The sequence below is a fragment of the Mesorhizobium sp. RSR380A genome (genome assembly GCF_054719385.1).
The window spans coordinates 2,630,218-2,654,303 of record NZ_JBTTIB010000001.1; the positions used below are offsets into that span (position 1 = coordinate 2,630,218).

The 24,086-nt window shown below is 64.4% G+C and carries 22 protein-coding genes; 5 read left to right on the forward strand and 17 right to left on the reverse strand.

Translation table 11 applies throughout. The annotated features are described in order from the left end of the window. Positions 1-103: 103 nt before the first annotated feature. Complete coding sequence (locus ACYG9Z_RS12715) at positions 104-712, reverse strand: TetR/AcrR family transcriptional regulator (protein ID WP_023698731.1); 609 nt, start codon at positions 710-712, stop codon at positions 104-106. A gap of 107 nt (positions 713-819) precedes the next feature. On the opposite strand from ACYG9Z_RS12715, the gene ACYG9Z_RS12720 reads away from it, so the two are divergent. The 3 genes from ACYG9Z_RS12720 (at position 820) to ACYG9Z_RS12730 (ending at position 5,422) form a co-directional block, all read left to right on the forward strand. Beyond that, on the forward strand, positions 820-1,506 hold the full coding sequence (locus ACYG9Z_RS12720; protein WP_023700179.1) for a PspA/IM30 family protein: 687 nt from the start codon (positions 820-822) through the stop codon (positions 1,504-1,506). A gap of 111 nt (positions 1,507-1,617) precedes the next feature. Continuing rightward, the gene (locus tag ACYG9Z_RS12725) at positions 1,618-1,905 is read left to right on the forward strand and encodes a YiaA/YiaB family inner membrane protein (protein WP_023668598.1); all 288 of its coding nucleotides are present in this window, start codon (positions 1,618-1,620) and stop codon (positions 1,903-1,905) included. Between the two features lie 91 nt (positions 1,906-1,996). Then, entirely contained in the window at positions 1,997-5,422 is a 3,426-nt protein-coding gene (locus ACYG9Z_RS12730) for an acyl-[ACP]--phospholipid O-acyltransferase (RefSeq protein ID WP_023753216.1), read from the forward strand. Between the two features lie 48 nt (positions 5,423-5,470). Here the strand turns inward: ACYG9Z_RS12730 and ACYG9Z_RS12735 are convergent, their stop codons facing one another. The 12 genes from ACYG9Z_RS12735 to exbB all read right to left on the reverse strand — a co-directional run bounded on the left by ACYG9Z_RS12735 (position 5,471) and on the right by exbB (position 18,490). Then, the gene (locus ACYG9Z_RS12735) at positions 5,471-6,685 is read right to left on the reverse strand and encodes a hypothetical protein (RefSeq protein ID WP_023753215.1); all 1,215 of its coding nucleotides are present in this window, start codon (positions 6,683-6,685) and stop codon (positions 5,471-5,473) included. Between the two features lie 52 nt (positions 6,686-6,737). Next, entirely contained in the window at positions 6,738-7,688 is a 951-nt protein-coding gene (locus tag ACYG9Z_RS12740) for a hypothetical protein (protein WP_031203678.1), read from the reverse strand. A gap of 128 nt (positions 7,689-7,816) precedes the next feature. Continuing rightward, complete coding sequence (locus tag ACYG9Z_RS12745) at positions 7,817-9,598, reverse strand: ABC transporter ATP-binding protein (protein WP_023753214.1); 1,782 nt, start codon at positions 9,596-9,598, stop codon at positions 7,817-7,819. A 187-nt stretch (positions 9,599-9,785) separates the two neighbouring features. Next, positions 9,786-10,730, reverse strand: coding sequence for an acetamidase/formamidase family protein (locus ACYG9Z_RS12750; protein WP_023693232.1), 945 nt, complete (start codon positions 10,728-10,730; stop codon positions 9,786-9,788). Beyond that, entirely contained in the window at positions 10,720-12,315 is a 1,596-nt protein-coding gene (locus tag ACYG9Z_RS12755; protein WP_460221783.1) for an ABC transporter substrate-binding protein, read from the reverse strand. The genes ACYG9Z_RS12750 and ACYG9Z_RS12755 overlap by 11 nt, the downstream gene beginning before the upstream one ends. Positions 12,316-12,391: 76 nt before the next feature. After that, a complete protein-coding gene (locus tag ACYG9Z_RS12760; protein ID WP_023688824.1) occupies positions 12,392-13,312 on the reverse strand; it encodes an ABC transporter permease in 921 nt (306 codons plus the stop codon). A 13-nt stretch (positions 13,313-13,325) separates the two neighbouring features. Further along, on the reverse strand, positions 13,326-14,228 hold the full coding sequence (locus ACYG9Z_RS12765) for an ABC transporter permease (protein ID WP_023681457.1): 903 nt from the start codon (positions 14,226-14,228) through the stop codon (positions 13,326-13,328). Next, positions 14,206-14,820 carry an ANTAR domain-containing response regulator gene (locus tag ACYG9Z_RS12770; protein ID WP_023753213.1) on the reverse strand — a complete coding sequence of 205 codons (615 nt, stop codon included), beginning with the start codon at positions 14,818-14,820 and terminating at the stop codon, positions 14,206-14,208. The genes ACYG9Z_RS12765 and ACYG9Z_RS12770 overlap by 23 nt, the downstream gene beginning before the upstream one ends. After that, the gene (locus ACYG9Z_RS12775) at positions 14,817-15,911 is read right to left on the reverse strand and encodes a transporter substrate-binding protein (protein ID WP_023753212.1); all 1,095 of its coding nucleotides are present in this window, start codon (positions 15,909-15,911) and stop codon (positions 14,817-14,819) included. The genes ACYG9Z_RS12770 and ACYG9Z_RS12775 overlap by 4 nt, the downstream gene beginning before the upstream one ends. A gap of 171 nt (positions 15,912-16,082) precedes the next feature. Then, positions 16,083-17,039, reverse strand: a complete 957-nt coding sequence (locus ACYG9Z_RS12780) for an energy transducer TonB family protein (protein WP_460222822.1) — start codon at positions 17,037-17,039, stop codon at positions 16,083-16,085. Continuing rightward, positions 17,036-17,494 carry a TonB system transport protein ExbD gene (exbD, locus tag ACYG9Z_RS12785; RefSeq protein WP_023752670.1) on the reverse strand — a complete coding sequence of 153 codons (459 nt, stop codon included), beginning with the start codon at positions 17,492-17,494 and terminating at the stop codon, positions 17,036-17,038. Before exbD ends, ACYG9Z_RS12780 begins: the two co-directional genes overlap by 4 nt. 6 nt (positions 17,495-17,500) lie before the next feature. Then, positions 17,501-18,490 (reverse strand): tonB-system energizer ExbB, encoded by a 990-nt coding sequence (exbB, locus tag ACYG9Z_RS12790; protein ID WP_460222823.1) that lies wholly within the window; start codon positions 18,488-18,490, stop codon positions 17,501-17,503. Positions 18,491-18,832: 342 nt separating this feature from the next. On the opposite strand from exbB, the gene ACYG9Z_RS12795 reads away from it, so the two are divergent. Further along, on the forward strand, positions 18,833-19,501 hold the full coding sequence (locus ACYG9Z_RS12795) for a cysteine hydrolase family protein (protein WP_023752673.1): 669 nt from the start codon (positions 18,833-18,835) through the stop codon (positions 19,499-19,501). Positions 19,502-19,589: 88 nt separating this feature from the next. Here ACYG9Z_RS12795 and ACYG9Z_RS12800 read toward each other — a convergent pair whose 3' ends face one another. Both ACYG9Z_RS12800 and ACYG9Z_RS12805 read right to left on the reverse strand, forming a co-directional pair. Beyond that, positions 19,590-20,546, reverse strand: a complete 957-nt coding sequence (locus ACYG9Z_RS12800) for an LLM class flavin-dependent oxidoreductase (RefSeq protein ID WP_023726079.1) — start codon at positions 20,544-20,546, stop codon at positions 19,590-19,592. 158 nt (positions 20,547-20,704) lie between these two features. Continuing rightward, the gene (locus ACYG9Z_RS12805) at positions 20,705-20,860 is read right to left on the reverse strand and encodes a hypothetical protein (protein WP_023670454.1); all 156 of its coding nucleotides are present in this window, start codon (positions 20,858-20,860) and stop codon (positions 20,705-20,707) included. 233 nt (positions 20,861-21,093) lie between these two features. On the opposite strand from ACYG9Z_RS12805, the gene ACYG9Z_RS12810 reads away from it, so the two are divergent. Next, positions 21,094-21,861, forward strand: coding sequence for an SDR family NAD(P)-dependent oxidoreductase (locus ACYG9Z_RS12810; RefSeq protein ID WP_023686096.1), 768 nt, complete (start codon positions 21,094-21,096; stop codon positions 21,859-21,861). A gap of 71 nt (positions 21,862-21,932) precedes the next feature. Here ACYG9Z_RS12810 and ACYG9Z_RS12815 read toward each other — a convergent pair whose 3' ends face one another. Together ACYG9Z_RS12815 and ACYG9Z_RS12820 are read right to left on the reverse strand one after the other, a co-directional pair. Beyond that, positions 21,933-22,877 (reverse strand): ABC transporter permease, encoded by a 945-nt coding sequence (locus ACYG9Z_RS12815; protein ID WP_023694455.1) that lies wholly within the window; start codon positions 22,875-22,877, stop codon positions 21,933-21,935. Further along, a complete protein-coding gene (locus ACYG9Z_RS12820; RefSeq protein ID WP_023683937.1) occupies positions 22,874-23,929 on the reverse strand; it encodes an ABC transporter permease in 1,056 nt (351 codons plus the stop codon). The genes ACYG9Z_RS12815 and ACYG9Z_RS12820 overlap by 4 nt, the downstream gene beginning before the upstream one ends. Positions 23,930-24,086: the final 157 nt, after the last annotated feature.

Sequence of the window (24,086 nt, forward strand, 5' to 3'; positions counted from 1 at the left end):
CGGGTATCCCCCAACAGTCTCAGCCGGCCTGGATCAACCGGCAGTTCGCGCCACGATCTTCATAAGGGCAGAGTGCCGTGAGGCAAGAGCCGATCGCAGCAGTTCATTCCCTTTCCGTCTCCAGTCCGCTCACCAGCGTGCCGACGAAACCCAGCAGCTCACTTTCGAGATCGGTGGACGCCAGGCCAATGAAACGGTCTTCGAGCGAGATGGCGACGATCCCATGCACGGCGGAGAACAGCGTGCGCGCGCGGGCCAAAAGCTCCGGCGTTGCCGCCGCCGGGAGCAGCGCCGCCAGCGGCTCGACGAGATGCTGGATCAGCACGGCATGTTCGGCCAGATGCCATCCGGGCACCGCCACGCCTGGCGCCATGCGATGCTCGAACAGCGCCTTCCACGCCATGCGATTGTCGCGCGCGAAAGAGAGATAGGCTTTGGCCAGAGCCCTCAGCTTGGCCCTTGGCTCGGCCGCGCCGGTCGCCTCCTGTTCCAACGCCGCCCCAAGTCTTGCCAGCGTGATCGAGTTGACGTGCAGGATGAGCTCGTCCAGGTCGGCGAAGGCGGTGTAGAGCGCGCCCAGCGCGCAGCCGGCATCGGCCGTGATGTCGCGCGCACGCAGACCGGCGAGCCCCGAGGACTGGATGCGCGCTTGCGCGGCCTCGATCAGCCTGCCTTTGAGGTCCTCGCGTTTGGCGTCCCGTTTTGCGGTCATTAACCTTCTCTTATGCGCAATCATGAACACCGTTCATTTTCTCCTTGAACGCCGTTCACAATGTGCTACTTTGCCTCATGAACAACGTTCATAGAGGAGAAACGGAAATGTTGAAACAGTTTTTTGCTCTCGTTCGCGGCCGAAGCTACGAAGCCGCCGAGGCGGTCGTCGACCGCAACGCGCTGATAATCCTGCGCCAGCAGATCCGCGATTGCGCCGACGCTATCGCGGCCGCCCGCCGGGCGGTTGCAATTGCCATCGCCCAGAATGAACAGGAAGTCGCGCAGTTCAAGAAGCTTGTCCTCCGCATCGACGATTTGGAGAAGCGCACGATCGCCGCGATCGAGCAGGGACAGAATGAACTGGCCCGCGAAGCCGCCGAAACCATCGCCATGCTGGAAGCCGAACGCGACGCCTCCGCCGAGGCGCAGAAAAGCTTCGGCACCGAGATAGAGCGTCTCAAGCGGATTATCCGCGTCTCCGAAATGCGCCTGCGCGAATTGCAGCGCGGCCAGCGCATCGTTGCCGCGGTCGACTCGACCCAGCGCCTGCGAGAAAGCGCGCCCGGCTCCAGCCTGTCGGCGCTCAGGGACGCCGAGGAGACGCTGCTGCGCCTGCGCACCAGGCAAAAGCAGATCGACGACACCGCGGCCGCCATGACCGAGATGGAACAGTCGGGCGATCCTGCCGCGGTCTCAGAGAAGCTTGCGGCCGCCGGCTGCGGTGCGCCGCTGAGAAGCAGCGCCGACGCCGTGCTCGAACGGCTCACGAAGACCATGACCAAGCCGGCCTGATCGTACCCGGCCTGATTGTTATCCAGTCTGATTGTATCCGGCCTGATTGTATCCAGCCTGAAACAGACCCACGCCCAACCAACCTGACCTTGAAACGAAAGGACCATATCGATGACCCCGAACACCTATTCCCCCAAGGACTCAAGCGCCTGGAAGACCTTCACCATGGCCAGTTTCGCCGTTGCCGCCACAATGATGGCCGGCGGCATCTACTTCATGGAGGCGAGCTTCGCCGCCAAGGGGTTTTATGCCATGGCGGCCATCATGCTCGTGCACACCTCGATCACCATCACCAAGACACTGCGCGACTCGGAAGAGGCAAGCCGCTTCATCAACCGGCTGGAAGACGCCAAGACCGAGAAGTTGCTGATGGAAGTCAGCCGCAGTAACGAAGTGTAACCGGGTTCCCGCTAAACAAGGCTCAACGCGCAAGACCGCTGATCAATCCAGTCAGGATTTTCACCGGTCTTGCCCAATGGAAGTCGCCGCTATGGAAATCGCCCCGATCAACCGACCGACAGCTCATCTGATGACATCCAGGCGCTTTGCGCCCTTGTTCTGGACGCAGTTCCTGTCCGCCTTCAACGATAATTTCCTCAAGAACACGCTGGTGTTCCTTATTCTGTTCACGCTGGCGGCGGACCAGGCGGCATCACTGGTCACCTTGGCGGGCGCCGTCTTCATGGCTCCCTTCCTGCTCTTGTCGGCGCTCGGCGGCGAGCTCGCCGACCGCTTCGACAAGGCTCTCATAGCCAAGCGTCTGAAATTCGCCGAGATCGCCGCGGCGGGTGTCTCCGTCGTCGGCATCGCCCTGTCGTCCATTCCCGTGCTGATGACGGCGCTGTTGATGTTCGGCATCATCTCGGCGCTGTTCGGACCGATCAAATACGGAATCCTGCCCGATCACCTCGAACGCAAGGAACTGCCCAAGGCCAACGCCTGGATCGAGTCAGCCACGTTTGCCGCGATTCTCGGCGGCACCATAGCTGGCGGCGTCGTTTCCGCCGATGGTATCGGCGTCGCGGTGTTCGGACCGATCATGATGGCGCTCGCCGTCGGTTGCTGGCTCGTCAGCCGCTATATCCCGTCCACCGGTTCGGCGGCGCCCGACCTTGTCATCGACAAGAACATCTTCCGCTCGACCTGGCGCCAGGTCGCCGAATTGCGCACCGACACGCGCATCTGGCGCGCCGGCCTGATGACGTCGTGGTTCTGGCTGATCGGCGCCATCGTGCTCTCGCTCCTGCCGGTGCTGATCAAGGATTCGCTCGGCGGCAACGAAATGGCCGTCACCGTCTACCTCGCCGTGTTCGCCGTCTCGATCGCCATCGGTTCGGCCATCGCCGCCTGGATGTCGCAGGGCCGCATCGTGCTGTTGCCGGCACCGGTCGGCACGGCGCTGCTCGCCCTGTTCGGCCTGCATCTCGCCTGGACCATCTCCGGCATGACGCCGTCGCCCCAGGCGGAAACCCTTGGCGCGTTCTTCGCCGGCCCAAACACGGTCCGCGTCGCCATCGACCTCGCCGGCATGGCCATTGCAGCCGCTTTCCTGGTGGTGCCGACCTTCGCCGCCGTGCAGGCCTGGTCGCCCGAAGCGCGGCGCGCCCGGGTCGTCGCCGCCGTCAGTATCGTCAATGCCGGCTTCATGACTGGCGGCGGCATCATCATGGCCCTGATCCAGACGAAGGTCTCGACCGGCGGCATCCTGTTCGGCCTCGTCGCGGCCAATGCGATTGCCGCCTGGCTGATGCTGAAATATTTGCCGACGAACCCCTTCCGTGACTTCGTCTCCATCCTGTTTCGCGCTTTCCTGCGCCTCGAAGTCGAGGGCATGGAAAACCTCAAGGCGGCCGGCAAGGCGCCGATCCTGGCGCTCAACCATGTCAGCTTCCTCGACGGTCCGCTCGCCTTGACGCTGACCGATGAGGAACCGGTCTTCGCCATCGACTACACCATTGCCCAGGCTTGGTGGATGAAGCCGTTCATGAAACTTGCCCGCGCTTTGCCGCTCAACCCGGCCAAGCCGATGTCGACCCGCACGCTGATCAAGATCGTGCAGGGCGGCGACCCGCTGGTGATCTTCCCGGAGGGACGCATCACCGTGACCGGCGGCCTGATGAAGGTCTATGACGGCGCCGCCATGGTTGCCGACAAGACCGGCTCGATGGTTGTGCCGGTGCGCATCGACGGGCTGGAGAAGACCTACTTCTCGCGACTGAGCTCGCAGCATGTGCGCCGCCGCCTGTTCCCGAAGGTCAAGGTGACCATTCTGGAACCGGTCAAGCTCGAGGTGCCGCAGGAGCTGAAGGGCCGCAAGCGCCGCGCCGCGGCGGGTTCCGCGCTCTACCAGGTGATGTCGGATCTCGTTTTCCGCACCCAGGACATCGACAAGACCGTACTGGAAAAGATCATCGAGACGGCGAACGAACGCGGCATGAATCAGCTCGCAGTTCAGGATCCGGTCACCGGTTCTCTCAGCTACAGCAAGCTGCTCACGGCTGCCGCCGTGCTTGGTGAGAAGTTCCAGAACCTTTATGCCGACCAGCAGACGCTGGGCATCATGCTGCCCAACGCCAACGGCTCTTGCGCGACGCTGCTCGGCGTCATGTCCGCCGGCAAGGTTCCGGCGATGATGAACTTCACCGCAGGTGCTGCCAATATTCTGTCCGCCTGCAAGGCCGCCGAAGTCCGCACCGTGCTGACGTCCCGCGCGTTCGTCGAACAGGCAAAGCTCGGCGCTGTAGTCGAGGAACTCGGTCGCTCGGTCGACATCGTGTGGCTCGACGATCTCAGAAAGACCATCAGTCTCAAGGATAAGCTGCTCGGCTTGCTGCGCAAGTCGACGCCGCGCGCGAAACGCAAGCCCGGCGATGCGGCGGTGATCTTGTTCACCTCGGGTTCGGAAGGCACGCCGAAGGGCGTCGTTCTGACCCACCGCAACATCCTGGCCAACGCCGCCCAGGCGGCGTCGCGTATCGACTTCCATTCGGGCGACAAGGTGTTCAACGTGCTGCCGATCTTCCACTCCTTCGGCATGACCGCGGGCACGGTGCTGCCGTTGATCTCCGGCGTGCCGGTCTATTTCTACCCCTCGCCGCTGCACTACCGCCTCGTGCCGGAACTGATCTACGGCTCGAACGCGACGATCATCTTCGGCACCGACACCTTCCTCTCCGGCTATGCCCGCACCGCGCACCCCTACGACTTCCGCTCGATACGCTATTGTTTTGCCGGCGCGGAGCCGGTCAAGACAGCGACGCGCATGACCTATATGGAGAAGTTCGGCGTCCGCATACTCGAGGGCTATGGCGTCACCGAGACGGCGCCGGTGATCTCCATCAACACGCCGATGTACAATCGCTCTGGAACCGTCGGCAAGATCATGCCCGGCATGGAATACCGCCTCGATCCCGTCCCCGGCGTCGACGAAGGCGGCCGGCTGTTCGTGCGCGGCCCCAATGTCATGGCCGGTTATCTCCGGGCCGAGAAGCCCGGCGTGCTCGAACCGCTGGAGGACGGCTGGCATGATACGGGCGACGTCGTCGCTATCGACGAAGGCGGCTTCATCACCATTCGCGGCCGCGCCAAGCGCTTCGCCAAGATCGGCGGCGAGATGATCTCGCTCGCCGCTGTCGAAGCGCTGGCCGGCGAATTGTGGAAGGGCTCGCTGTCCGCGGTCGCCACGGTGCCCGACGCGCGCAAGGGCGAAAAGCTGATCCTCATCACTGAGGCATCCGGCGCCACACGAGCGGAATTCCTCGCCTACGCCAAGGCCAACGGCGCCATGGACCTGATGGTCCCGGCCGAAGTGCGGGTGGTCTCAAAGGTACCGGTCCTTGGCTCCGGCAAGCTCGACTTCGCCGCCGTGACAAAAATGGTGCGCGACGAAGAGGCCTTGAAGACCAAGGCCGCCTGACCCGGCTACGGCAACGGGCCGACGCAAGAGCCGGCCCGTTCAGTATGATCAACCCTTCGCATGCCGCTGCGAGATCAGCATCGCCATGCGCTGGACTGCCCGCAGCTCCATTTCCACGCCCGGCGACGATGCCAGCGCCGGCATGTTGAGCGCCACCACGGTCAACGGCTCGAGCGTCGCCAGCAGCACATGGGTCGCCTCAAATTTCTCGAACAGCCAGGCCAGCTGCTCGCGTATATCCTGGTCGACTGGCGCCCCCGGCTGCGTATCGGCGAGCGAGCGCACGGGCTCCTGCTCTAGTGCACGGGCCAGCACCTTCAGGTCGAAATCACCGAGGTCGGCTGCCGGCAGGATCAGCGCACCGTCGACAAGAATATGGCTCTGCAGGCCGCGCAGGAAGCGCGCCGAATCGGTGAGGTCGCCCTCGGCCATATGCTTCAGCAACGAGTCGCGGCGCTTCTCCGCGGTGAGGCTGACGCTGTCATTGTAGATGACTGCCAGCAGCGTCGCCGACAGCACGATCACCACGCCCTGCACACTGCCGCGCCAGCCGAGATCGTCGATGCCGCCCAGCGCCAGCCCGGCGAAAACCGAGCTCAGCGTAATCACGGTAAAGGCGCCGATCGTGTCGCGATGGCCGAGGCTGGCGCGTCCAAGGCCGATCGTCAGCCAGCACAGGAACAGGATGGCGATGCCGCCAAGCCGAACCGGCACTTCGAACAGGCCGGGCCGGTAGTCGGTGACCATGAACGGAATGATCAACAGCAGCGACAGCGCCATGCGCTCGACCGTGCGGTTTTCGGCCGCCGACAGGCTGTCGCGATCGCGCGTCATCACCAGCCAGCCGATGGCGAGAAAACCTCCGAACTGGAAGGCAAGTAGTACCGCCATTCGCCATGGTTCAGCGAAACGTGCCGGGATCGGCGCCAGAAGGAAGAACAGCAGGGCACCGCCGGCGGCGAACAATTTGAGAGCGAACGGCGCGTGCCGGCGCAGCAGGCCTTCGGTCAGCAGCAGTGCGGCCAGCGGCAGCAGACCCGCCGCCGTGATGGTGACGAACCGGAAAAAGGCAAGACCCGTGGTCCAGTCGAGGATGCGGCAGGCAAGCAGCACTGCCAGCACCTTGAGGCCGAATAGAAAGCGCCGCGACAGCGGATCGCCCGTGTCGCGCCCGCCTATGATCGATATCACGACAAGCAGGCCAACCAGCGCCGCTAGCGAGGTGATGGTGTCGGCGACGAGCGTGCCGTCGAGGTTCATCATCGGCCGGCTGCCATCAGCTTGCGGATAAACCGAGACGCCACGAATGAAGCCATCAGCGTGTCCATGGTCTCAGCACATTCCATTGGCGGGTGCTATCGGCCCAGTGAACCAACGGCAAAACCAGCCGCTGCAGCGTGGCCGCCGCACCTGCTACCGCAAGGGCGGCAAGTGAGCCGCGCGGAACGGTGTCGGCGAGAAAGGTGCGCGCGGCCTGGAAGCTCATCTGGCCAATCTGCAGCACGTCGTCGCCGCGCCCATAGTCGAGCTCCTTGCGGCAGAACTCGTTAAAGGTCTCGTCGCGGTGCTTGGCCGTCTCGTCGAAGGCTTTCTTCAGATCGTCCGAGCCGCCCGTATAGGCATTGGTGATGACGAAGCGCTCTTCGTCGAAACCAGCTTCGGGGCCGACGCCGAAGACATGGCGGTGCCGCGCCATGATCTGCCGCGCCAGAAGCACATGGGTCAGCGAGCGCCGTGCGCCGGCATGCGGTCCGGGAAACACATTGCTGAACGCCTCCGCGACCATGCCGACGACAGCGGGTACCTGGGTGACATTGGAAATCCAGATCGGCCGCAGTTGATTGCGCAAAAACATCAGGAAGCAGGTCAGGCCGTAGAGGATCCAGCTCAGCCCGCGGCTGCGCTCGTCGGGATCGATCATGACCAAACCGAGGTGCAAGACTTCATAGGGCTTGCCGGCGAGCGATATCTCCATCAGCGCCAGCGCGTTGAAGGCGATCGGCTGCCGGTCGCTGCGCCGGTAGACAATGGTGATGATGGAATGTTCCAGCCGGCTGCGGTCGCCGGAAAACACGCCATAGGTCAGGCTGCCGAACTTCAGTGTCTTGGACGCTACCAGCCGCAGATCGCTGCTCAGCTGCTCCAGTTCGGCAGCCTTCATCCAGCGCCCGGGCCGCTCCACGACGCGCGTCTCGTAGTCGGCGGATACGCGCATGCGCACATCCATGAACCGACCCGGCAGCAGCTGCAGAACCGCCTTGAGCACTATTTTTCCCCGTGGCAAGAACGCCGACCGTATAGTGGTCGCCGTCCACCTAAGACGCGGTAAACCCGAGACGGCAGTTCTTGGTTGTACTCAACAAAGTAAAAGAACAGCTGCCAGCCAGTGCGGGCTCAGCTTTCCGCAGCAACCAGATGGCCGCCGCCGACATCGTTCAGCGCCAGCTTCAGCGGCGCCTCCCCGATCCTGCGGGTGGCGCTCGGGATTTCCTGGTCGAGGCGCGCGAAGCGCGTTCTGCGCTGCGCCGGATCGGGCACCGGCACCGCTTCGATCAGCCGCCTCGTATAGGGATGGAGCGGGTTGGAAAACACCTGGTCGCGCGTGCCCATTTCGACGATCTGGCCGAGATACATGACGGCGACGCGGTCGGAAATGTTCTCGACCACCGCCATGTCGTGCGAGATGAAGAGATAGGCGACGCCGAATTCGCGCTGCAATTCCTTCAGCAAATCGAGCACACGCGCCTGCACCGAGACGTCGAGCGCGGAGACGCTTTCGTCAGCGATGATCAGTTTTGGTCGTAGCGCCAGCGCTCGGGCGATGCAGACGCGCTGGCGCTGGCCACCGGAGAATTCGTGCGGGTAAAGCTCCATCTGTTCGGCCGACAGGCCGACACGCTCGAACAGCGCCGCCACCCGTTCCCGGCGCTCGTCCTTCGAAGCGATGCCATGGATCACCAGCGGCTCGGCAACGAGGTCGCCGACGCGCATGCGCGGATCGAGCGAAGCGAAGGGATCCTGGAAAATCATCTGGACGTCACGGCGCACCGCCTTGCGCTCGTCGCGGCCAAGACCGGAGAGATTGCGCCCGCCAATGACGATGTCGCCGCTATACGGCGCCAGTCCGGCCAGCGCCTTGGCGGTCGTCGACTTGCCGCAGCCGGATTCGCCGACCAGAGCAAGCGTTTCGTTGGGCGCGATCGAGAAGCTGACGCCCTCGACGGCGTGGACGCGGCGGGTGACCTGGCCAAAGATGCCGCCACGCAGATCGAAGCGGACATGCAGGTCGTTGATCTCGGCGACATTGGCCGGTTTCAAGACGTCAATCGCATCCCTGGATTTCTGTCGACCGACGCCACTGCCGATGCGCGGCACGGCAGCCAGCAGTTCGCGCGTATAGTCGGCCTGCGGCTGGACAAAAATATCCGATGTCGTGCCTTCTTCGACCATGCGGCCGTCGCGCATGACGATGACCCGGTCGGCCATTTCGGCAACCACGCCCATATCGTGGGTGATCAGGATGACGCTGGTGCCATGCTGGCGCTGCAGGTCGCGCAACAGCTCCAGCACTTCGCCTTGCACGGTGACGTCGAGCGCCGTCGTCGGTTCGTCGGCGATCAGCACGTCGGGCTCGAGCGCCAGCGCCATGGCGATCATCACCCGCTGGCGCATGCCGCCGGAGAGTTCGTGCGGAAACTGCTTTAACCGGCTTTCCGCCTCCGAAATGCGCACCGCCTTCAACGCCTCGATGGCGCGCCGGCGGGCTTGCGCCGACGACAGGCTGGTATGCGCCTCGATTGATTCGGTGAGTTGCCGGCCGATCGACAGAACCGGGTTGAGCGAGGTCATCGGCTCCTGGAAGATCATGGCGATGCGGTCGCCGCGAATGCGCCGCATCTGGCGTTCGTCGAGGGTTGCTAGGTCGGTGTCGCCCCGATTCCCATCCCGAAGACGGATCATGCCTGACGATATGCGCGCCGCCGGCTGCGGCAAAAGCTGCATGATCGCCAGCGCGGTCATCGACTTGCCGGAGCCGGATTCGCCGGCAATGCAGAGCGTCTCGCCGCGCGCCAGCGTCAGCGACAGGTTGGAGACGACATCGCGCTCGCCGTCCTCGCCGCGCACGCTGACGGAGAGGTTGGCGATGGAGAGGATGGGGTTGTCGGCGAGGGTCATTGTGGGTGGAGCCCTGCGACGGATTGGTTCCGTCGCACCATTCGCACAAACCTTGGCGCTGACCCCCACCCGGACCTCCGGTCCGACCTCCCCACAAGGGGGAGGTAGGGTGGCAGCGCTTTACCCTCCCCCTTGTGGGGAGGGTCGCTGCGAAGCAGCGGGGTGGGGGTGCGGCGCCGACGTACCGTCATTCAAACACGCAACGCGGAAAATAGAACGACACCACCCAGTTCGGCATGTCGACGATCTCGCTGATGCGCAGGTCCCCGCACACCGAGGCCAGCATATAGGCCTCGACCGGATCGATCTGATACCGCCCAGCAAGCAGATCGACCATCTGCGCCACCGCCTCCTTGGCGCCGGTCATCAGGTCCGGCCCGATACCCGTCGTCACCTCATAGCCCTTGGCGTCGAGATGGCGCGTCACCGGACCGGCGGTGGTGAAGCGCGGCGTCTTCAGCCTGGCGTCCTTGACAAGGTCGAGCTTGAGCACGACGTCCATCGGGCTCTCGATCGCCGTGCCGCAGACCTCGCCATCGCCTTGTGCGGCGTGCGTATCGCCGACCGAGAACAGCGCGCCGGCCACCTCAACCGGCAGATAGAGCGTCGTGCCGGCAGCGAGATCGCGGATGTCGAGATTGCCGCCGACCCGCCGTGGCGGCACCACCGAGTGAAGCCCCATCTCAGCCGGCGCATTGCCGATGGTGCCGGCGAACGGCTTCAGTGGTACGCGCGCGTTTTTCCCGAACAGCGCCGGTTCGAGCGCGGCTGCATCGTATTTCCAGATGTTCAGCGCCGGTTCCGTGAAGTCGTCGGCGAGCAGGCCGAAACCCGGAATGTTCGCCGTCCAGCCGAAGCCGGACGGTTTGAACATCTCGATCGTCACCTTGAGCGCGTCACCCGGCTCGGCGCCCTCGACGAAGATCGGCCCGGTCACCGGGTTGACCCCGGCGAAGTCGAGCTTGGCGATTTCGGCAACCGTGCTGTCGGCGTTCAGCTGGCCGCCGGCGGCATCGAGGCACTGGAACTCGATGGTCGCGCCGGGCGCCACCCGCTCGGCCGGGACAAAGGAATTGTCCCAGCCGAAATGGTGGTGGCGCCCATGGATGGTGTAGTCGCAGTTATTGCACATCTTTTACGTACACATTGTCGTAGTTGATCGGGATATGGACCGGGTCGACATAGAGGTTGTCGGCGCCGCCCATGCGCGCGGATTTCATGGTGAAGCGCTGTTCGTTGAAGACCGGCGCCCAGGGCGCGTCTTCCATCACCTTGTCGTAGATGGCGCTCCACATCTTGTCGCGTTCGCCGGCCTTTGCCGGGTCGACCACCGAATCCGCCTCGGCCGCCTTGGCGTCGAGATCCTTGTTGCAATACCACGACCAGTTCCAGCCGCCGGGCACCGCGCCGGCGCAGCCGAGGATCGGGCCGTAGAAATTCGACGGATCGGGGAAGTCGGCGATCCAGGCCATGCCGCCCGACCAGATCATCGGCGCGCCGGCCTTGTCACCGCCGGCGGCGATGACATTGGCCTGCGCCAGCGACTGGATGCTGGCCTTGATGCCGATCGCCGCCAGGTCCTGCTGGATCGCTTGGGCAATGCGCGGGTTGGGATCGGTGTTCATGGCGAACAGCTGCGTGTCGAAACCATCGGCATGACCGGCCTCGGCCAGCAGCGCCTTGGCTTTGGCTACGTCATAGGGATAACCCTTGTAGTCCTTGTCGTAGCCCGGCATCGACGGCGGCAGCGGCTGGTTGGCCGGCACGGCGCGGCCGTTGATGATCTGGATGATGCGCGCCTTGTTGAGCGCCATGTTGACGGCCTGACGCACCTTAACATTGTCGAACGGCGCCATGGTGGTGTTCATGGTGACGTAGCCGGTGTGCAGCTGACCGCCTTCGACGACACGCGCCTTCTGCTCGGGATCGGCCATCACCTCCTGGAACTTGGCCGGCGGAATGCCGTCGCCGGGAACATCGATCTCGCCCTTCTGCAAGCGCAGCAGCGCCACGATCGGCTCCTGGCCGATCTCGAAGGTGATCTTGTCGAGATGCGGCAGGCCCTTGTGCCAATAGTCCGCATTGCGCTCGAAGACGATGCGCTGTCCCAGCGTCCACTCGGCGAGCTTGAAGGCGCCGGTGCCGACCGGATGCTTGCCGAAATCGGCGCCATATTTCTCGACCTCTTCCTTCGGCACGACATGGGCGAAATTGATGGCCATGACATGCAGGAAGGTGGCGTCGGGCCGGGTCAGTTCGAACTTGACCGTGTAGGGGTCGACGACGGTGACACCGGACAGGCCTTCGGCCTTGCCGGCGGCGACATCGTCATAGCCCTTGATCGAGCCGAAGAAGCCGGCGCCGGGGCTCTGCGTCTTCGGATTGGTGACGCGGTCGAGCGAATATTTCACGTCGTCGGCCGTCATCTCGCGGCCATTGTGGAATTTCACGCCATGGCGCAGCTTGAAGGTGAAGGTCTGGCCGTCGGGCGAAATCTCGTAGCTTTCTGCCAGATCGGGCTTCAAATTGGTGGTGCCCGGCTCGTAATCCATCAGCCCATCGAACAGGCTCTTGATCATCGACCAGTTCTGCCAGTCATAGCCGATCGCCGGATCGAGGGTCGCAACATCGTCCTTGTAGGTGATGGTGATGGCGCCGCCTTGCTTGGCGTTGGGATCGACCGTGTCTTCGGCGCGGACGCTTGTCATGCCGAGCATGAGGGCCAAGGCCGATGCCGCGACTGTGGATGCGAGAAACTTTTTCATTGTTGTGTTCCCTTTCTCTGTTTCATTTTCATCTGAGCTTGATGCGGGGATCGATGAACGGCGCGATGATGTCGGCGAGCAGATTGCCGAGCACGATGGCGAAGGCCGAGACCAGCGTGACGCCCATGATGATCGGAATGTCGACGCGCTGGATCGCCTGCCACGCCAGCTGACCGATACCCGGCCAGCCGAACACGCTTTCGACGACGACGATGCCGCCCATGAAGATGCCGATGTCGATGCCGATCATGGCGATGACCGGCAGGATGGCATTCGGCAGTGCGTGGCGGAATATGATGGCGCTGCGCGCCAGGCCCTTGGCCCGCGCCGTGCGGACATAATCCTGGCGCAGGACGTCAATCATCGACGAGCGCATCATGCGCGCGTACCAGCCGGCGCCGAGTATGCCCATGGTCAGCGACGGCAGCACCAGATGGCGCCATGTGCCGTAGCCGCCGATCGGAAACCAGCTTAGCCGCACGGCAAAGACGTAGAGCAGCAACAAGCCGACGACGAATTGCGGCGCCGAGACGCCGACGAAGGAGGCCACCATCAGGGTCTGGTCGGTGGCGGAGCCGCGCTTGACGGCGGCGATCAGCCCCATGCTTAGACCGATCAGCAACTCGCACAATATGGCGCCCACCATCAAAAGCAGGCTGGCCGGCAGCCGCGAGACGATGAGCTCGGTAACCTCCGAGCGCTGGATGTAGGAGCGGCCGAGATCGCCGCTGATTAGCTTCGTCAGGTAGTGCCAATACTGGACGACGAAAGGCTGGTCGAGGCCGAGCTGCTGGCGGATGTTTTCCACCGTCTGCGGCGTAGCACTGCGGCCGGCGATCTGCCGCACCGGGTCGGCCGGCAAGAGGTAGAGCAGCGCAAAAGTGATCAGCGAGACGCCAAGCAGGATGAGCAGCGACTGGATCAGCCGGCGGCCGAGATAGGCGATCATGACCGGCCCCCCATTATTCCCGGCCCCTTTGCGTCGGATCGAGGATGTCGCGCAATGCGTCGCCGATCAGGTTGAAGGCCAGCGCCAACGCCAGGATTGCGGCGCCGGGGAAGAACACCAGCCAGGGGGCGGCCTGGAAATAGGTCTGGTTCTCGAAAATGATGTTGCCCCACGACGCGGTCGGCGGCTGCACACCGATGCCGAGGAAGGAAAGCGTCGCCTCGAGCAGAACCGTGGTCGAGATGCCGAGCGTGCCCCAGACGATGATGGTCGGCAGCAGATGCGGCAGGATGTGGCGAAATAGGATGCGCGGCGCACTCGCCCCGATGCTGCGCTCGGCATCGATGAACTCGCGTTCGGCCAGCGACGATGTCTCGGTGTAGATGACACGCGCCGTCTGCACCCAGTTGACCAGCGCGATGACCATGGCGACGATCCACAGACTCGGCTGAAACACTGCCGCCAGGCAGATGGCGAGCAGCAGCGCCGGGAACGCCATCATCAGATCGGTGAAGCGCATCAGCGCGCTGCCGATCCAGCCGCGGAAATAGCCTGCGGTGACGCCCACCAAAGTGCCGATCAAAAGCGCCACGCCATTGGCGACGATGCCGATGATGAGCGAGGTGCGGGCGCCGTAGAGGATGCGGGTCAAGAGGTCACGTCCGAGCAGGTCGGTGCCGAGCCAGTACTGGGCGCTGGGCGGCAGCGGCGAGCCCTCGATGGTCAGGCCGTCGAACATCTGCTCGTTGGGGTCATAGCCGGTCAGCCGGGGCGCCAGCACAGCGCCGGCAAGGACAATGGCGACGATGACCAGGCCGAGCAGCGCCAGGCGGCGTTTCACCAGCCGGCGCCAGACACCGGCGCGCGGCTTGACCGGCATGCGCACCGGTAGATCAGGCGCGATGGGACTGGTCATCGCCGCCTTCTTCCCCCGTTGCTTCCTCGCTTTGCATTGCCACGATGCGACGCGCGGCATCCTCGACGCTGATCTGCCAGCTCATCGCCAGCGATCGCAGTTGTGCATAGGCACGCTCGTCGTCGCTGCCTTTCGACAGCGCCGTCACCGCGCGCACAATGGTCTGGCGCTCGGCGACGCGCTGGCGCAGCGACGCTATCTCGCCGGCTAAATGCTTCCGTGCCTCGAAGCTCTGCCTTGCGATCAGCAATGCGCTGTACACACCGGCATTGCCGACCGGCTTCAGCAGCTGCGCATCGGCCTTGTGCGACAGCGCCCATTCGATACGCCCCGGCGCCTCGGAACCGATCAGCGCCACCAGCGGCATCGGCGCCTCGCCCGGCTTCCACGGGAATTGCTCGTCAAAGCCGAGATCGGCATCGAAGAAAACGAAATCGGCGGCGAGAGCTTCCGGCGGCAATTCCGGCCAGCAGTCGATCGTAGCCAGGCCGATGGCCGACAATTGCCTGGTGATGGCCTGCACCATCGGATGCGGGCGATGCAGGATGAAAGCCCGCGCGCCGCCGAGATTGGGGATGCGCGTCCGGGTCATGACACCACCCTCATGCGCGGACGGCCGAATGTCTTGGCGGGGTCGTAGCGCGACAGATAGGGATCCGGCGCGACCTCATCCTCCTGGCTGACGACCTCGAAGAAGCCATCGGCGATCCGGCCGATGATCACCGGCAGCGTCGCGTGCTGGGAGTGGGCGTCGATGGCGATCGGCCCGAGCCGGGTGGAGAAGCGTCGCTCGGCGAAGGCCTTCGAAAATTCCGCCGGACCGGCATCGGCATCGCGTGACAGCACGTCGGCCATCACCTGCACCGAGGCATAGGCGGAGGCCTCGAAGGACGAAGCGAAGGCAGCCGGTCGGAGCGCGAAATAGGGCCCGACCGACAGATGCCCTTTCCCTGTATCGCCGATCGCCGGCAACTCGCCTTCGGTGAGGTTGCAGGAGATGACGGGGCAGTTTTCCGGCCTGAATGCCGCATCCTCATCGCCCAGCTCGCGGTAAGCCGCCAGGAAGGCGTAGGATGAGGTGCCGATCAGATTGTTGAGGATGAAGCTCGGCCTCGTCGCCCGGATTTCCGCGATCAGCCGCGACACGTCGGTCTCGCCGATGCGCAGATAGCGCTCGCCCAGCACTTTGCCGCCGGCATCCGCGATCAGGTCGCGCGCCACGCGGTTCATCTCCCAGCCCCAAATGTAGTTCGAGCCGAGCAGGAAGCCGTTGGCGCCGAAACGCGGCACGACATGCGCCATCAGCGGAACCAGATGCTGGTTGGGGCAGGCGTGCATGTAGACGACATGCTCGTTGGCCTCGAACCCTTCATAGGGGCAGGCATACCAGAGCATGCCGCCGGCCTTCTCCAGTACCGGGATGGTTTCCTTGCGGCTCCAGGAGGTGACGCAACCGACGACATGGCGCGCGCTGCTGGTCCTGAAAATATCTTCGCACAAAGTCGCGTAGCGATCGGCATTACTTTGCGGATCGCGCTCGACCGGAACCAGTTCGATGCCATAGCTCCGATCGGCATTGATGTCGGCGATGGCGCGCATGGCGCCCATCCGGCACGCATCGGAGACCAGCTGATAGCTGCCCGAGCGGGAATACAGGATGCCGATCTCGATACGCCGTTTCAAACCGATCCTCAGAAATGACAATGCCCCGCAGCCAGCGCCGGAGGGCGAGGCATGCGAGGCATATTTGCCGCCCGGCGACCAAGGCCGGTATTTTGCGCTAGCGTATTCGGTCCGGCGGGTCAGTCAAGCGGGAAAGTACGTGGTCATGGGATCGGCCTTGTCCGACTGATTCTAGTTCCGCAGCGTGAACATCAAAGGCGCCACGACAGCCGTCCCGGCCTTCTCAGGCGGTGGCGCGGGCACCGTCGCACCCTGCAGAATGCCGAGCGCGGCGCGATCGAGATCGGCGTCCCCCGAAGATCGTGTCAGCCGGACGGAGGTCACCTTGCCCGAAGCGCTGACGACGAAGGTCACATTTGCGGTACCCACGGCGCGCCGCGACCTTGCCGCGCTCGGGTAGCGCTTGTGCCGATTGATCCATCCGATCAGCTGGGAGTTCCATTTGCTTGCACTGACTGATGATCCACTCGATTGCGAAGCCTTCGGCGCCGACGCCTTCGCCGCTGCTTTTTGATCGACACTGGCGGTCACGACCGCTTTCGCCGGCGCGGCCTTTTCCTTCTTCTCTTTCGGTTTCGGCTTGGGTTTTTCGGCAGCCTTCTTCGCCTTCTCGATCGGCTTGGCCTCCACCGGCTTGGTCTCCGCCGGCTTGGTCTGGGGCAGCGGAATGACCACATCCGGCGCTATGGTCGGGGCGATGTCGGGCACCACCTCATCCAGCGGCGGCGATTGATCGGGCTGCTCGGCCGCTGCCGTCTCGATCGGAGCGGTCTTATCGAGTTGAGCCGCTTCCCTCTTCTCGGTGACCGGCTCCGGCTTACCGGGCTCGGGCTCTACGACGGGCTTCAGTTCGGCAACCGCCTCCTCAATCTGGTTCGGCGGCTCGGGCGTCACCACGTCGGCCGCTGAGTCCACCCGCACCGCCGGCGCCACCATCATCGGCGACAGCTCGATAGCCACAGCCGGCGGCGGGCCGCCATCGGCCATGTTGGCCAGGCTGAAGCTCTGGACGGCATAGACGATCGCGACATGCGCGCCGACAATGACAATGGCCGCAGCCGCCCACAAGCCAATTTCGCGCACGCCGGCGCGCGGCGCCGCGGGGGCGGCGGCGGCCAGTTGCGTCACGGGGCGGCGCCCGGGTGCGCCGCGGATGCGTCCGCCGGCACCGTCTCCAGCCCCACCAGCGCGATCTTCAGATAACCGGCGCCGCGCAGCAGGTTCATCACCTCCATCAGCTCGCCATAACCGACCGCCTTGTCGGCACGCAGGAAGATGCGGGTCTGCTTGTCGCCCTTGGTTCTGCCGTCGAGCACCGCGGCGAAAGCCTGGCGCGACACGCTGTCATTGCCGATCGCCAGCGTCAGATCGTCCTTCAGCGTCAGGAACAGCGGCGTTTCCGGCCGGGGTGCTGGCGTCGCCGTCGAACCCGGCAGATCGACATTGACGTCGACTGTCGCCAAGGGGGCAGCGACCATGAAGATGATCAGCAGCACCAGGATGACGTCGATGAACGGGGTGACATTGATCTCGTGGTTTTCTTCGAGATCGCCATCGATAGCCTCGCGAATTCTAGCCGCCATGGCCCATCACTCCGCCGCCAGCGCGGGCGCCTGCGGCACCGTGCGGAAATCGAGATCGCGGCTGACCAGCCGTTCGACCCCGGCCGAGGCATCGGCAAGAATCTGCCGGTAGCCCGCTATCGACCTTGCAAAGAGGTTGTAGATGACCACTGCGGGAATAGCCGCGACCAGGCCCATCGCCGTGGCGAGCAGCGCCTCGGCGATGCCGGGCGCGACGACCGCGAGGTTGGTGGTCTGCGCCTGCGAGATGCCGATGAAGGCGTTCATGATGCCCCAGACGGTGCCGAACAAGCCCACGAAGGGCGCCGTCGAGCCGATCGTCGCCAGCACGCCGGTGCCGCGCGACACGCGCCGCGCCGCCGCCGCCTCGATGCGCGACAGGCGCGACGTCACGCGTTCCTTCAGCCCGTCGCCGGTAACATGGCCGAGCGCACCGGCCGAAAGGGCAGTCTCTTCCTCGGCTGCCCGCACCAAAAGCGCACCGGGGCCGCCACTGTTGCCAAGCGAGCGCCCGGCCTGGCGCAGTGTGGCGGCATTGCCGATGGCGCGCGCAGCGCGCCGGGCGCCGAGCTTGCCGAAGAGAATCTCCAGCGATTTGGCCAGCCACACCGTCCAGGTGACGAGCGAGGCGAAGGCCAACCCGATCATCACCGCCTTGACGATGATGTCGGCGGCCATGAACATGCCCCAGGGCGACAGATCGTGCGGCAGCGTCAGCGATATTGCCGAATGCTCGGCCTGCGCGGATGCACCGGGCTGGTTTGCCGGCTGGGGCGCGGTCGGCGCCGCCTGCCCGGCAGTTGGCGAAGCCGGCGCGACAGGCGCAGCCGGTGCGGGCCGTTCGACTGCGACCGGGGAAGGCTGGGCCGCCGACCGGGCAGCTGCAGCGGGCACCGTCGTCACCCTGGGCTGCGTGTTTGGCTGCTCTTGCGCAGCAGCGCTGCCGGCCGACAGCATGACCGCGGCCAGCGCCGCCAACAAACCATTTCTGGACACGCTTCGTCCTCGCTTCGTCATTGCACGTACCGATCGGCTGGTCGGTGACGGGATGCGGGAACACCCGATCTCACCCGAAAACTCCAGCCACGGATTCTGGCTTCTCTCAAACGCGGCACAGCCGCTGGAAAACAATTCAGGCGGCCGAGTGCCCCTGCTTGACTATAAAACATGAGTTTAGTAGTCAACAAACATGATGGCTTTTTTGGCCAACGATTGTGGGCGCGATGTCTCAACGGCACATCGTGCTGGGATCGGTCTACCTGGTGTCGTCGCACTGAGGGATGGACGGCCGCAGGGTTGCTGGGCCACGATACCGGGCAGCAATTGAGGCAGGCTGCGATGATCAAGGCGATACCGTTCGATTTCCCCTATGACGGCCGGCTGGTGCCGGCAAACACCGCGCTGCTGGTCATCGACCTGCAGGAGGATTTCCTCTCGCCGACCGGCTATTTCGCCAGGAAGGGTTATGACCCCGCGCCGCTGCGCGCCATCCTGCCGACAGTTAACCGACTGATATCAGCGGCACGTGCGGCCGGCCTCACCATCATTTACACCAGGCAGGGATATCGCGGCGACATGGCCGACATGACGCCGTACGAGAGATGGCGCCGCAAGCGGGCGGGTCTCGAAGGCACCGACGTGCTGCTGCGCTCCGGCCCCGGCTTTCAGATCGTCGCCGAGATCGACGTCGCGCCGCACGACATCATCGTCGACAAGACCTGCAACAGCGCCTTCACCTATACGGATCTGGAGCTTGTGCTGCGCGCACGCGGCATCACCCATCTGATCTTTTCCGGCTGCACGACCGATGTCTGCGTGCACACGACGCTGCGCGAGGCCTGCGACCTCAATTTCCAGTGCCTGACCATCGCCGACGCCTGCGCCAGCGGCGACCAATACGCGCATGACGCGGCGCTGCATATGGTGACGGTGGAGGACGGGGTGTTTGGTGTGCTGACGGAATCTGGCGCGGTGCTGGAGGCGCTGGCAGTGCTGAGTGGTGATTAGACGCTGGCGGGACAGCACCCCTCTGCCCTGCCGGGCAGAGGAGGGTGTGACTGAACGCTACGAAATAGCTTTCATTCCACCCGCAAATTCACCCTGCGTGAATATCCGACCCGCCCCGCGAGGCAAACGCGCCGGGCTGCGGCACCTCCGCCTCCCGGCGTGCCAGCGAGTTGCGCAAGAGCGCGATCGTCTCGCGGCCGACGCTGGCGATCTCGCGCGGCCGGTCGACACCGACGATCATGAACTCGCTGATGCCCAGCGCCGCATAGGGCAGCAGCGACAGGGCGATCTGCGCCGGTGGTCCGGAAAGTTCGACCGCCTTGTGGCCGACGGTAGAGGCGCCACCCTCCGAGCGGACCCGGACCGGAAGCGCAAAACGCAGCTTGCCGGCGCGGCCATGCTCGGCGGCGGCGCTGCGCGCCCGTTCCATCAGCTGGCGGATCTCGTCGAGCGAACCAGCCGTGAGTTCAAACACGTCGGCATGGCGGCCGGCGACCTTGAGCGCGGTGCCGGACTGGCCACCCATGCGGATGATCACGTCGACGCCATGCGGCCCCTTGCGCGGCACATAGCCACCCTTGATGCTGTAGAATGCACCTTCATGGTCGAAGGGCCGGTCGTTCGACCACAGCCGCTTCAGCAGCACCAGATATTCGTCGATGCGCTGCCAGACCACGGTGTGGCCGACCGGACGCGTCTCGGCATCGTCGTCATCCAGCGGCTCGCTTAGCATCCTCAGCGCCAGCCGGCCGCCGCTCCTGGCGTCGAGCGCCGCCAGTTGCCGCGCCGCAACGGCTGGCGCGATCACGCCGGCCCAGTGCGTCAGCACCACTTCCAGCGACGAGGTGCGGTCCAGCGCCTGGGCGGCGATGTCCATATTGGTCAACAGCCCGGCCGGGTCGTCGACGACGATGTTCTGGAAGCCGGAATCCTCGATCAGCGACAGCTTGGTCGCCGTCTCGACGAAATCATAGAAGAACGGTACGGCCGAACCGGCATCGGCGGCGTGCGTTTTACCGGGAACATGCGTGAACTCGATCGGCATTGCCATCTCCTCCATCACGTTGGATGTATGTCGCCCCCGGTTTTGAGACGACGACATGCGTAAAAACAAGCATCAGCGCCAAAGCGCGTCCGCGTTCGGTTCATCAACTCCGGTCACTCACTGAAAGCGCTAGGTCGCCACCCTTTCGGCCTGATCGGTCAGGGAATCAAGCCGAGCACGACTGCCCCGGTGAACACGAACGCAAGGGCAAAGACGAGATAGGCGAAAGCGCCGGCATAGGCCGGGCGGAAAGCCTGGCTATTGGCCAGCCTCTGGCTGGTGCGGTCCGTCTCGGCGTTCTGGATATAGGACATATCGACCTCCGTCTCGCGGATTAATCTATAAAATCAGTAGACTTTGTCGAGTGCTATTTTTTGGAGATATGTAGAATGATTTTCTCAGTATTCCTTATTATTTGGTTTGGCATTGCTGGGAGACCCCTGTTGGAGACAAGCGAGCGACAAGCTTGGCCGACGTCTGCATAGGCGATAGCATCGCCATTCCGGCGTAAATGCGGATTATTTCGATCGGGAACGGGGAACAGAACATGGGTACAAGACTAGCCGGCAAGATTGCAATCATCTCGGGCGGCGCGACCGGAATGGGCGGAGCGGCCTCGGAATTGTTCGCCGCCGAAGGCGCCAAGGTGGCGATCATTGACCGCAATGGCGAGGCGGCGGCAGCCACTGCGGCGGCGATACGCGCGCGGGGACATATCGCCGAACACTGGGTGGCCGACGTCTCGGACGAGGCGCAGGTCGAGGCCGCAGTGAAGGCGGCGACTGCCAGGCTCGGCCCGGCCACGGTGTTGTTCAATCATGCCGGCACCATCGTGATAAAGCCGTTCCTGGAGACGACAGTGCAGGAATGGGACTGGCTGCATGCGGTCAATGTCCGCTCGATGTTCCTGATGACGCGCGCCGTGTTGCCGGGCATGATCGCTGCCGGTGGCGGTTCGATCGTCTGCACCTCGTCGATCTCGGCTGTGGCGGCCACACCCATGGAGGTGCTCTACGACACCACCAAGGGCGCCTGCCACATGTTCGCGCGCGCCATCGCAGTCGAATTCCGCGACCGCAACATACGCTGCAACGCCGTCTGTCCCGGCTTCATCCGCACGCCGCACGGCCTGCGCGAGGTCGCCGATCTCGGCAAGCTCGGCGTCGACGTGTCGGACGCCGCATTGGCCGCACAGCAGGGCCGCATCGGTGAGCCGGAGGAAGTGGCCAAGGCAGCGCTGTACCTCGCCAGCGATGAGTCCAGCTTCGTCAATGGCACGCATCTGTTTGTCGATAATGGTTTTACGGCGATGTGAGTATCCCAGGCTTGGCGCCCTTCCTCTCCCCCGTCGATCGGGGGAGAGGAAGGGCGCCAAGTCCTACTCGCTTACCGCTCTTCTCGTCGAAACGGCTTCAGCAGCGCCGACGGCGCAACCGCGTTGCGTGACATCACGGCCATCGCGACGATGGTGAAAATGAACGGCAGCATCAAGAACGTCTCATAGGGAATATGCCCGAGGCCGCTCGCCTGCATGCGCAATTGTAGCGCATCGACGAAGGCGAACAGCAGCGCCGCGCCCGCAGAGCGCCACGGGTCCCAGCGGCCGAACACGACCAGCGCGATCGCCACCCAGCCACGGCCCGACACGACACCAAAGGTGAAGGCGTTGAACTGTGCCATGGTGAGGAAGGCGCCCGCAAGCCCCATCAGCGCACCGCCGAGGATGACCGCCTGGAAGCGCGTGGCGATGACGCTGACCCCAGCGGAATCAGCGGCGCGCGGGTTCTCGCCGACCATCCGCACCGACAGCCCCCAAGGCGTGCGGTAGAGCACGAAAGCAGCGAGCGGGATGGCAATGATTGCCAAGTAGACCAGCGCAAACTGGTTGAAAACCGCTGACCCCAGAACCGGAATATCCGACAGCAGCGGGATCGGCACCGTCTGAAAACCCTTGATGCTGGGCGGCACCGATTGCTGGCCGAAGGTCAGACGGTAGAGGAAATAGGCAAGGCCGGACGAGAACAAAGTAACGCCGATGCCGCAGACATGCTGGCTGAGGCCGAGCGCCACGGTGAACAGCGCATGCAGCGCGCTCATCGCCATGCCGGTCAACACCGCGGCCAGCACGCCGAGCCACAGGCTGCCGCTGAGGCTGGCGGCGGTGAAGCCGGTCATCGCGCAGAGCAGCATGATGCCTTCGATACCGAGATTGAGCACGCCGGCCCGCTCGGAGAACATCTCGCCCAGCGTGGCAAATGCCAGCGGCGTGGCGATGCGGATAATGGCGGCGAGGAAGCCGACCTGAAAGATCTGTTCGAACACCGCGCTCATAAGGCGGCACCGACGCGGCGGATGCGATAGGCCGTGAACAGCAGCGCCACCAGCATGGCGAGCAGCGCCGTGCCCTGGATGACATCGCTGAGGAACGCCGGCACGCCGGTGGCGCGCGACATCGCTTCGGCGCCGGTCATCACGGCGGCCAGGAAGATCGCCGCCGGTACGACGCCGAGCGGATTGAGCCTGGCCAGCATGGCAACGACGATGCCGGAATAGCCATAGCCCGGCGAAATGTCGCTCATCACCTGGAAATGCACGCCGCCGACCTCCCCTACGCCGGCAAGCCCGGCCAGCGCGCCCGACAGCAGCGCCGTCGAAATCAGCACCCGCTCGACGTGGATGCCGCCATAGCGGGCGGCTTCCGGGCTTTCGCCGGTGACCCTGATCCGGAAGCCGAGCGTGGTGCGCACGATCAGGAACCAGATCAACGGTGCCGCGATCAACGCGGCGATGACACCCAGATGCAGCCTTGTGCCTTCGAGCAGCACCGGGAAATTCGCCGAATCCTCGATCGGCGGCGAGATCGGATAGCCGCTGAACGAGTCCTTCCACGGCCCCTCGATCAGCGCCATTAGCGCATAGTAGATGACCGAATTGAGCAGCAGCGAACTGACGACGTCATCGACTTTGAATTTCACTCGCAGGGTCGCCGGCACAAGCGCGACAGCGGCACCGGCAGCAGCGCCGGCCAGCGCCATCGACAGGATCGCCAGCGCGCCCGGCATTGGGATGGCGCCGACGAAGCAGCTGGCCACGGCGCCGGCCAGCAATTGGCCCTCGGCGCCGATGTTCCAGAATTTGGCCCGGAAGGCGACGGCCACAGCCAGCCCGGTGAAGATCATCGGGGCGGCGCGCACCAGCGTTTCGGTGATGGCATAGCTGTCGCCGAACGAGGCCGACAGCATCACGCCATAGGCCTCAAGCACGCCGGCGCCGGCCAGCGCGATGAGGCCGCTGCACAGGACCAGCGCTGCGCCGATGGCCAGCAGCGGCAAAGCGAGATTGAACCAGGCGGGGGTGGAACTGCGGGCTTCGAGGCGGAACATCAGCTATGCCCCTCCGCCGCCCAGACGGTCGCGCCGCCCTTCATCCGCCTGCCGGCACCTTCTCCCCGTATAGACACGGGGAGAAGGGATCCGGGCCCTATGCAACTCCCCTCTTGCAGCTGTGGTGATTGGCGAAACCATGGGTGAGAGCCCCTCT

What these genes read in the sequence shown, in the direction of transcription:
- ACYG9Z_RS12815 (WP_023694455.1), bottom strand. Translation starts at nt 22,877, where the DNA reads ATGAGCGCGGTGTTCGAACAGATCTTTCAGGTCGGCTTCCTCGCCGCC.
- ACYG9Z_RS12725 (WP_023668598.1), top strand. Translation starts at nt 1,618, where the DNA reads ATGACCCCGAACACCTATTCCCCCAAGGACTCAAGCGCCTGGAAGACC.
- ACYG9Z_RS12755 (WP_460221783.1), bottom strand. Translation starts at nt 12,315, where the DNA reads ATGCTCGGCATGACAAGCGTCCGCGCCGAAGACACGGTCGATCCCAAC.
- ACYG9Z_RS12715 (WP_023698731.1), bottom strand. Translation starts at nt 712, where the DNA reads ATGACCGCAAAACGGGACGCCAAACGCGAGGACCTCAAAGGCAGGCTG.
- ACYG9Z_RS12800 (WP_023726079.1), bottom strand. Translation starts at nt 20,546, where the DNA reads ATGCCGATCGAGTTCACGCATGTTCCCGGTAAAACGCACGCCGCCGAT.
- ACYG9Z_RS12805 (WP_023670454.1), bottom strand. Translation starts at nt 20,860, where the DNA reads ATGTCCTATATCCAGAACGCCGAGACGGACCGCACCAGCCAGAGGCTG.
- ACYG9Z_RS12820 (WP_023683937.1), bottom strand. Translation starts at nt 23,929, where the DNA reads ATGTTCCGCCTCGAAGCCCGCAGTTCCACCCCCGCCTGGTTCAATCTC.
- exbD (WP_023752670.1), bottom strand. Translation starts at nt 17,494, where the DNA reads ATGGCGGCTAGAATTCGCGAGGCTATCGATGGCGATCTCGAAGAAAAC.
- ACYG9Z_RS12770 (WP_023753213.1), bottom strand. Translation starts at nt 14,820, where the DNA reads ATGACCCGGACGCGCATCCCCAATCTCGGCGGCGCGCGGGCTTTCATC.
- ACYG9Z_RS12730 (WP_023753216.1), top strand. Translation starts at nt 1,997, where the DNA reads ATGGAAATCGCCCCGATCAACCGACCGACAGCTCATCTGATGACATCC.
- ACYG9Z_RS12795 (WP_023752673.1), top strand. Translation starts at nt 18,833, where the DNA reads ATGATCAAGGCGATACCGTTCGATTTCCCCTATGACGGCCGGCTGGTG.
- ACYG9Z_RS12765 (WP_023681457.1), bottom strand. Translation starts at nt 14,228, where the DNA reads ATGACCAGTCCCATCGCGCCTGATCTACCGGTGCGCATGCCGGTCAAG.
- ACYG9Z_RS12810 (WP_023686096.1), top strand. Translation starts at nt 21,094, where the DNA reads ATGGGTACAAGACTAGCCGGCAAGATTGCAATCATCTCGGGCGGCGCG.
- ACYG9Z_RS12750 (WP_023693232.1), bottom strand. Translation starts at nt 10,730, where the DNA reads ATGTGCAATAACTGCGACTACACCATCCATGGGCGCCACCACCATTTC.
- ACYG9Z_RS12745 (WP_023753214.1), bottom strand. Translation starts at nt 9,598, where the DNA reads ATGACCCTCGCCGACAACCCCATCCTCTCCATCGCCAACCTCTCCGTC.
- ACYG9Z_RS12735 (WP_023753215.1), bottom strand. Translation starts at nt 6,685, where the DNA reads ATGATGAACCTCGACGGCACGCTCGTCGCCGACACCATCACCTCGCTA.
- ACYG9Z_RS12760 (WP_023688824.1), bottom strand. Translation starts at nt 13,312, where the DNA reads ATGATCGCCTATCTCGGCCGCCGGCTGATCCAGTCGCTGCTCATCCTG.
- ACYG9Z_RS12720 (WP_023700179.1), top strand. Translation starts at nt 820, where the DNA reads ATGTTGAAACAGTTTTTTGCTCTCGTTCGCGGCCGAAGCTACGAAGCC.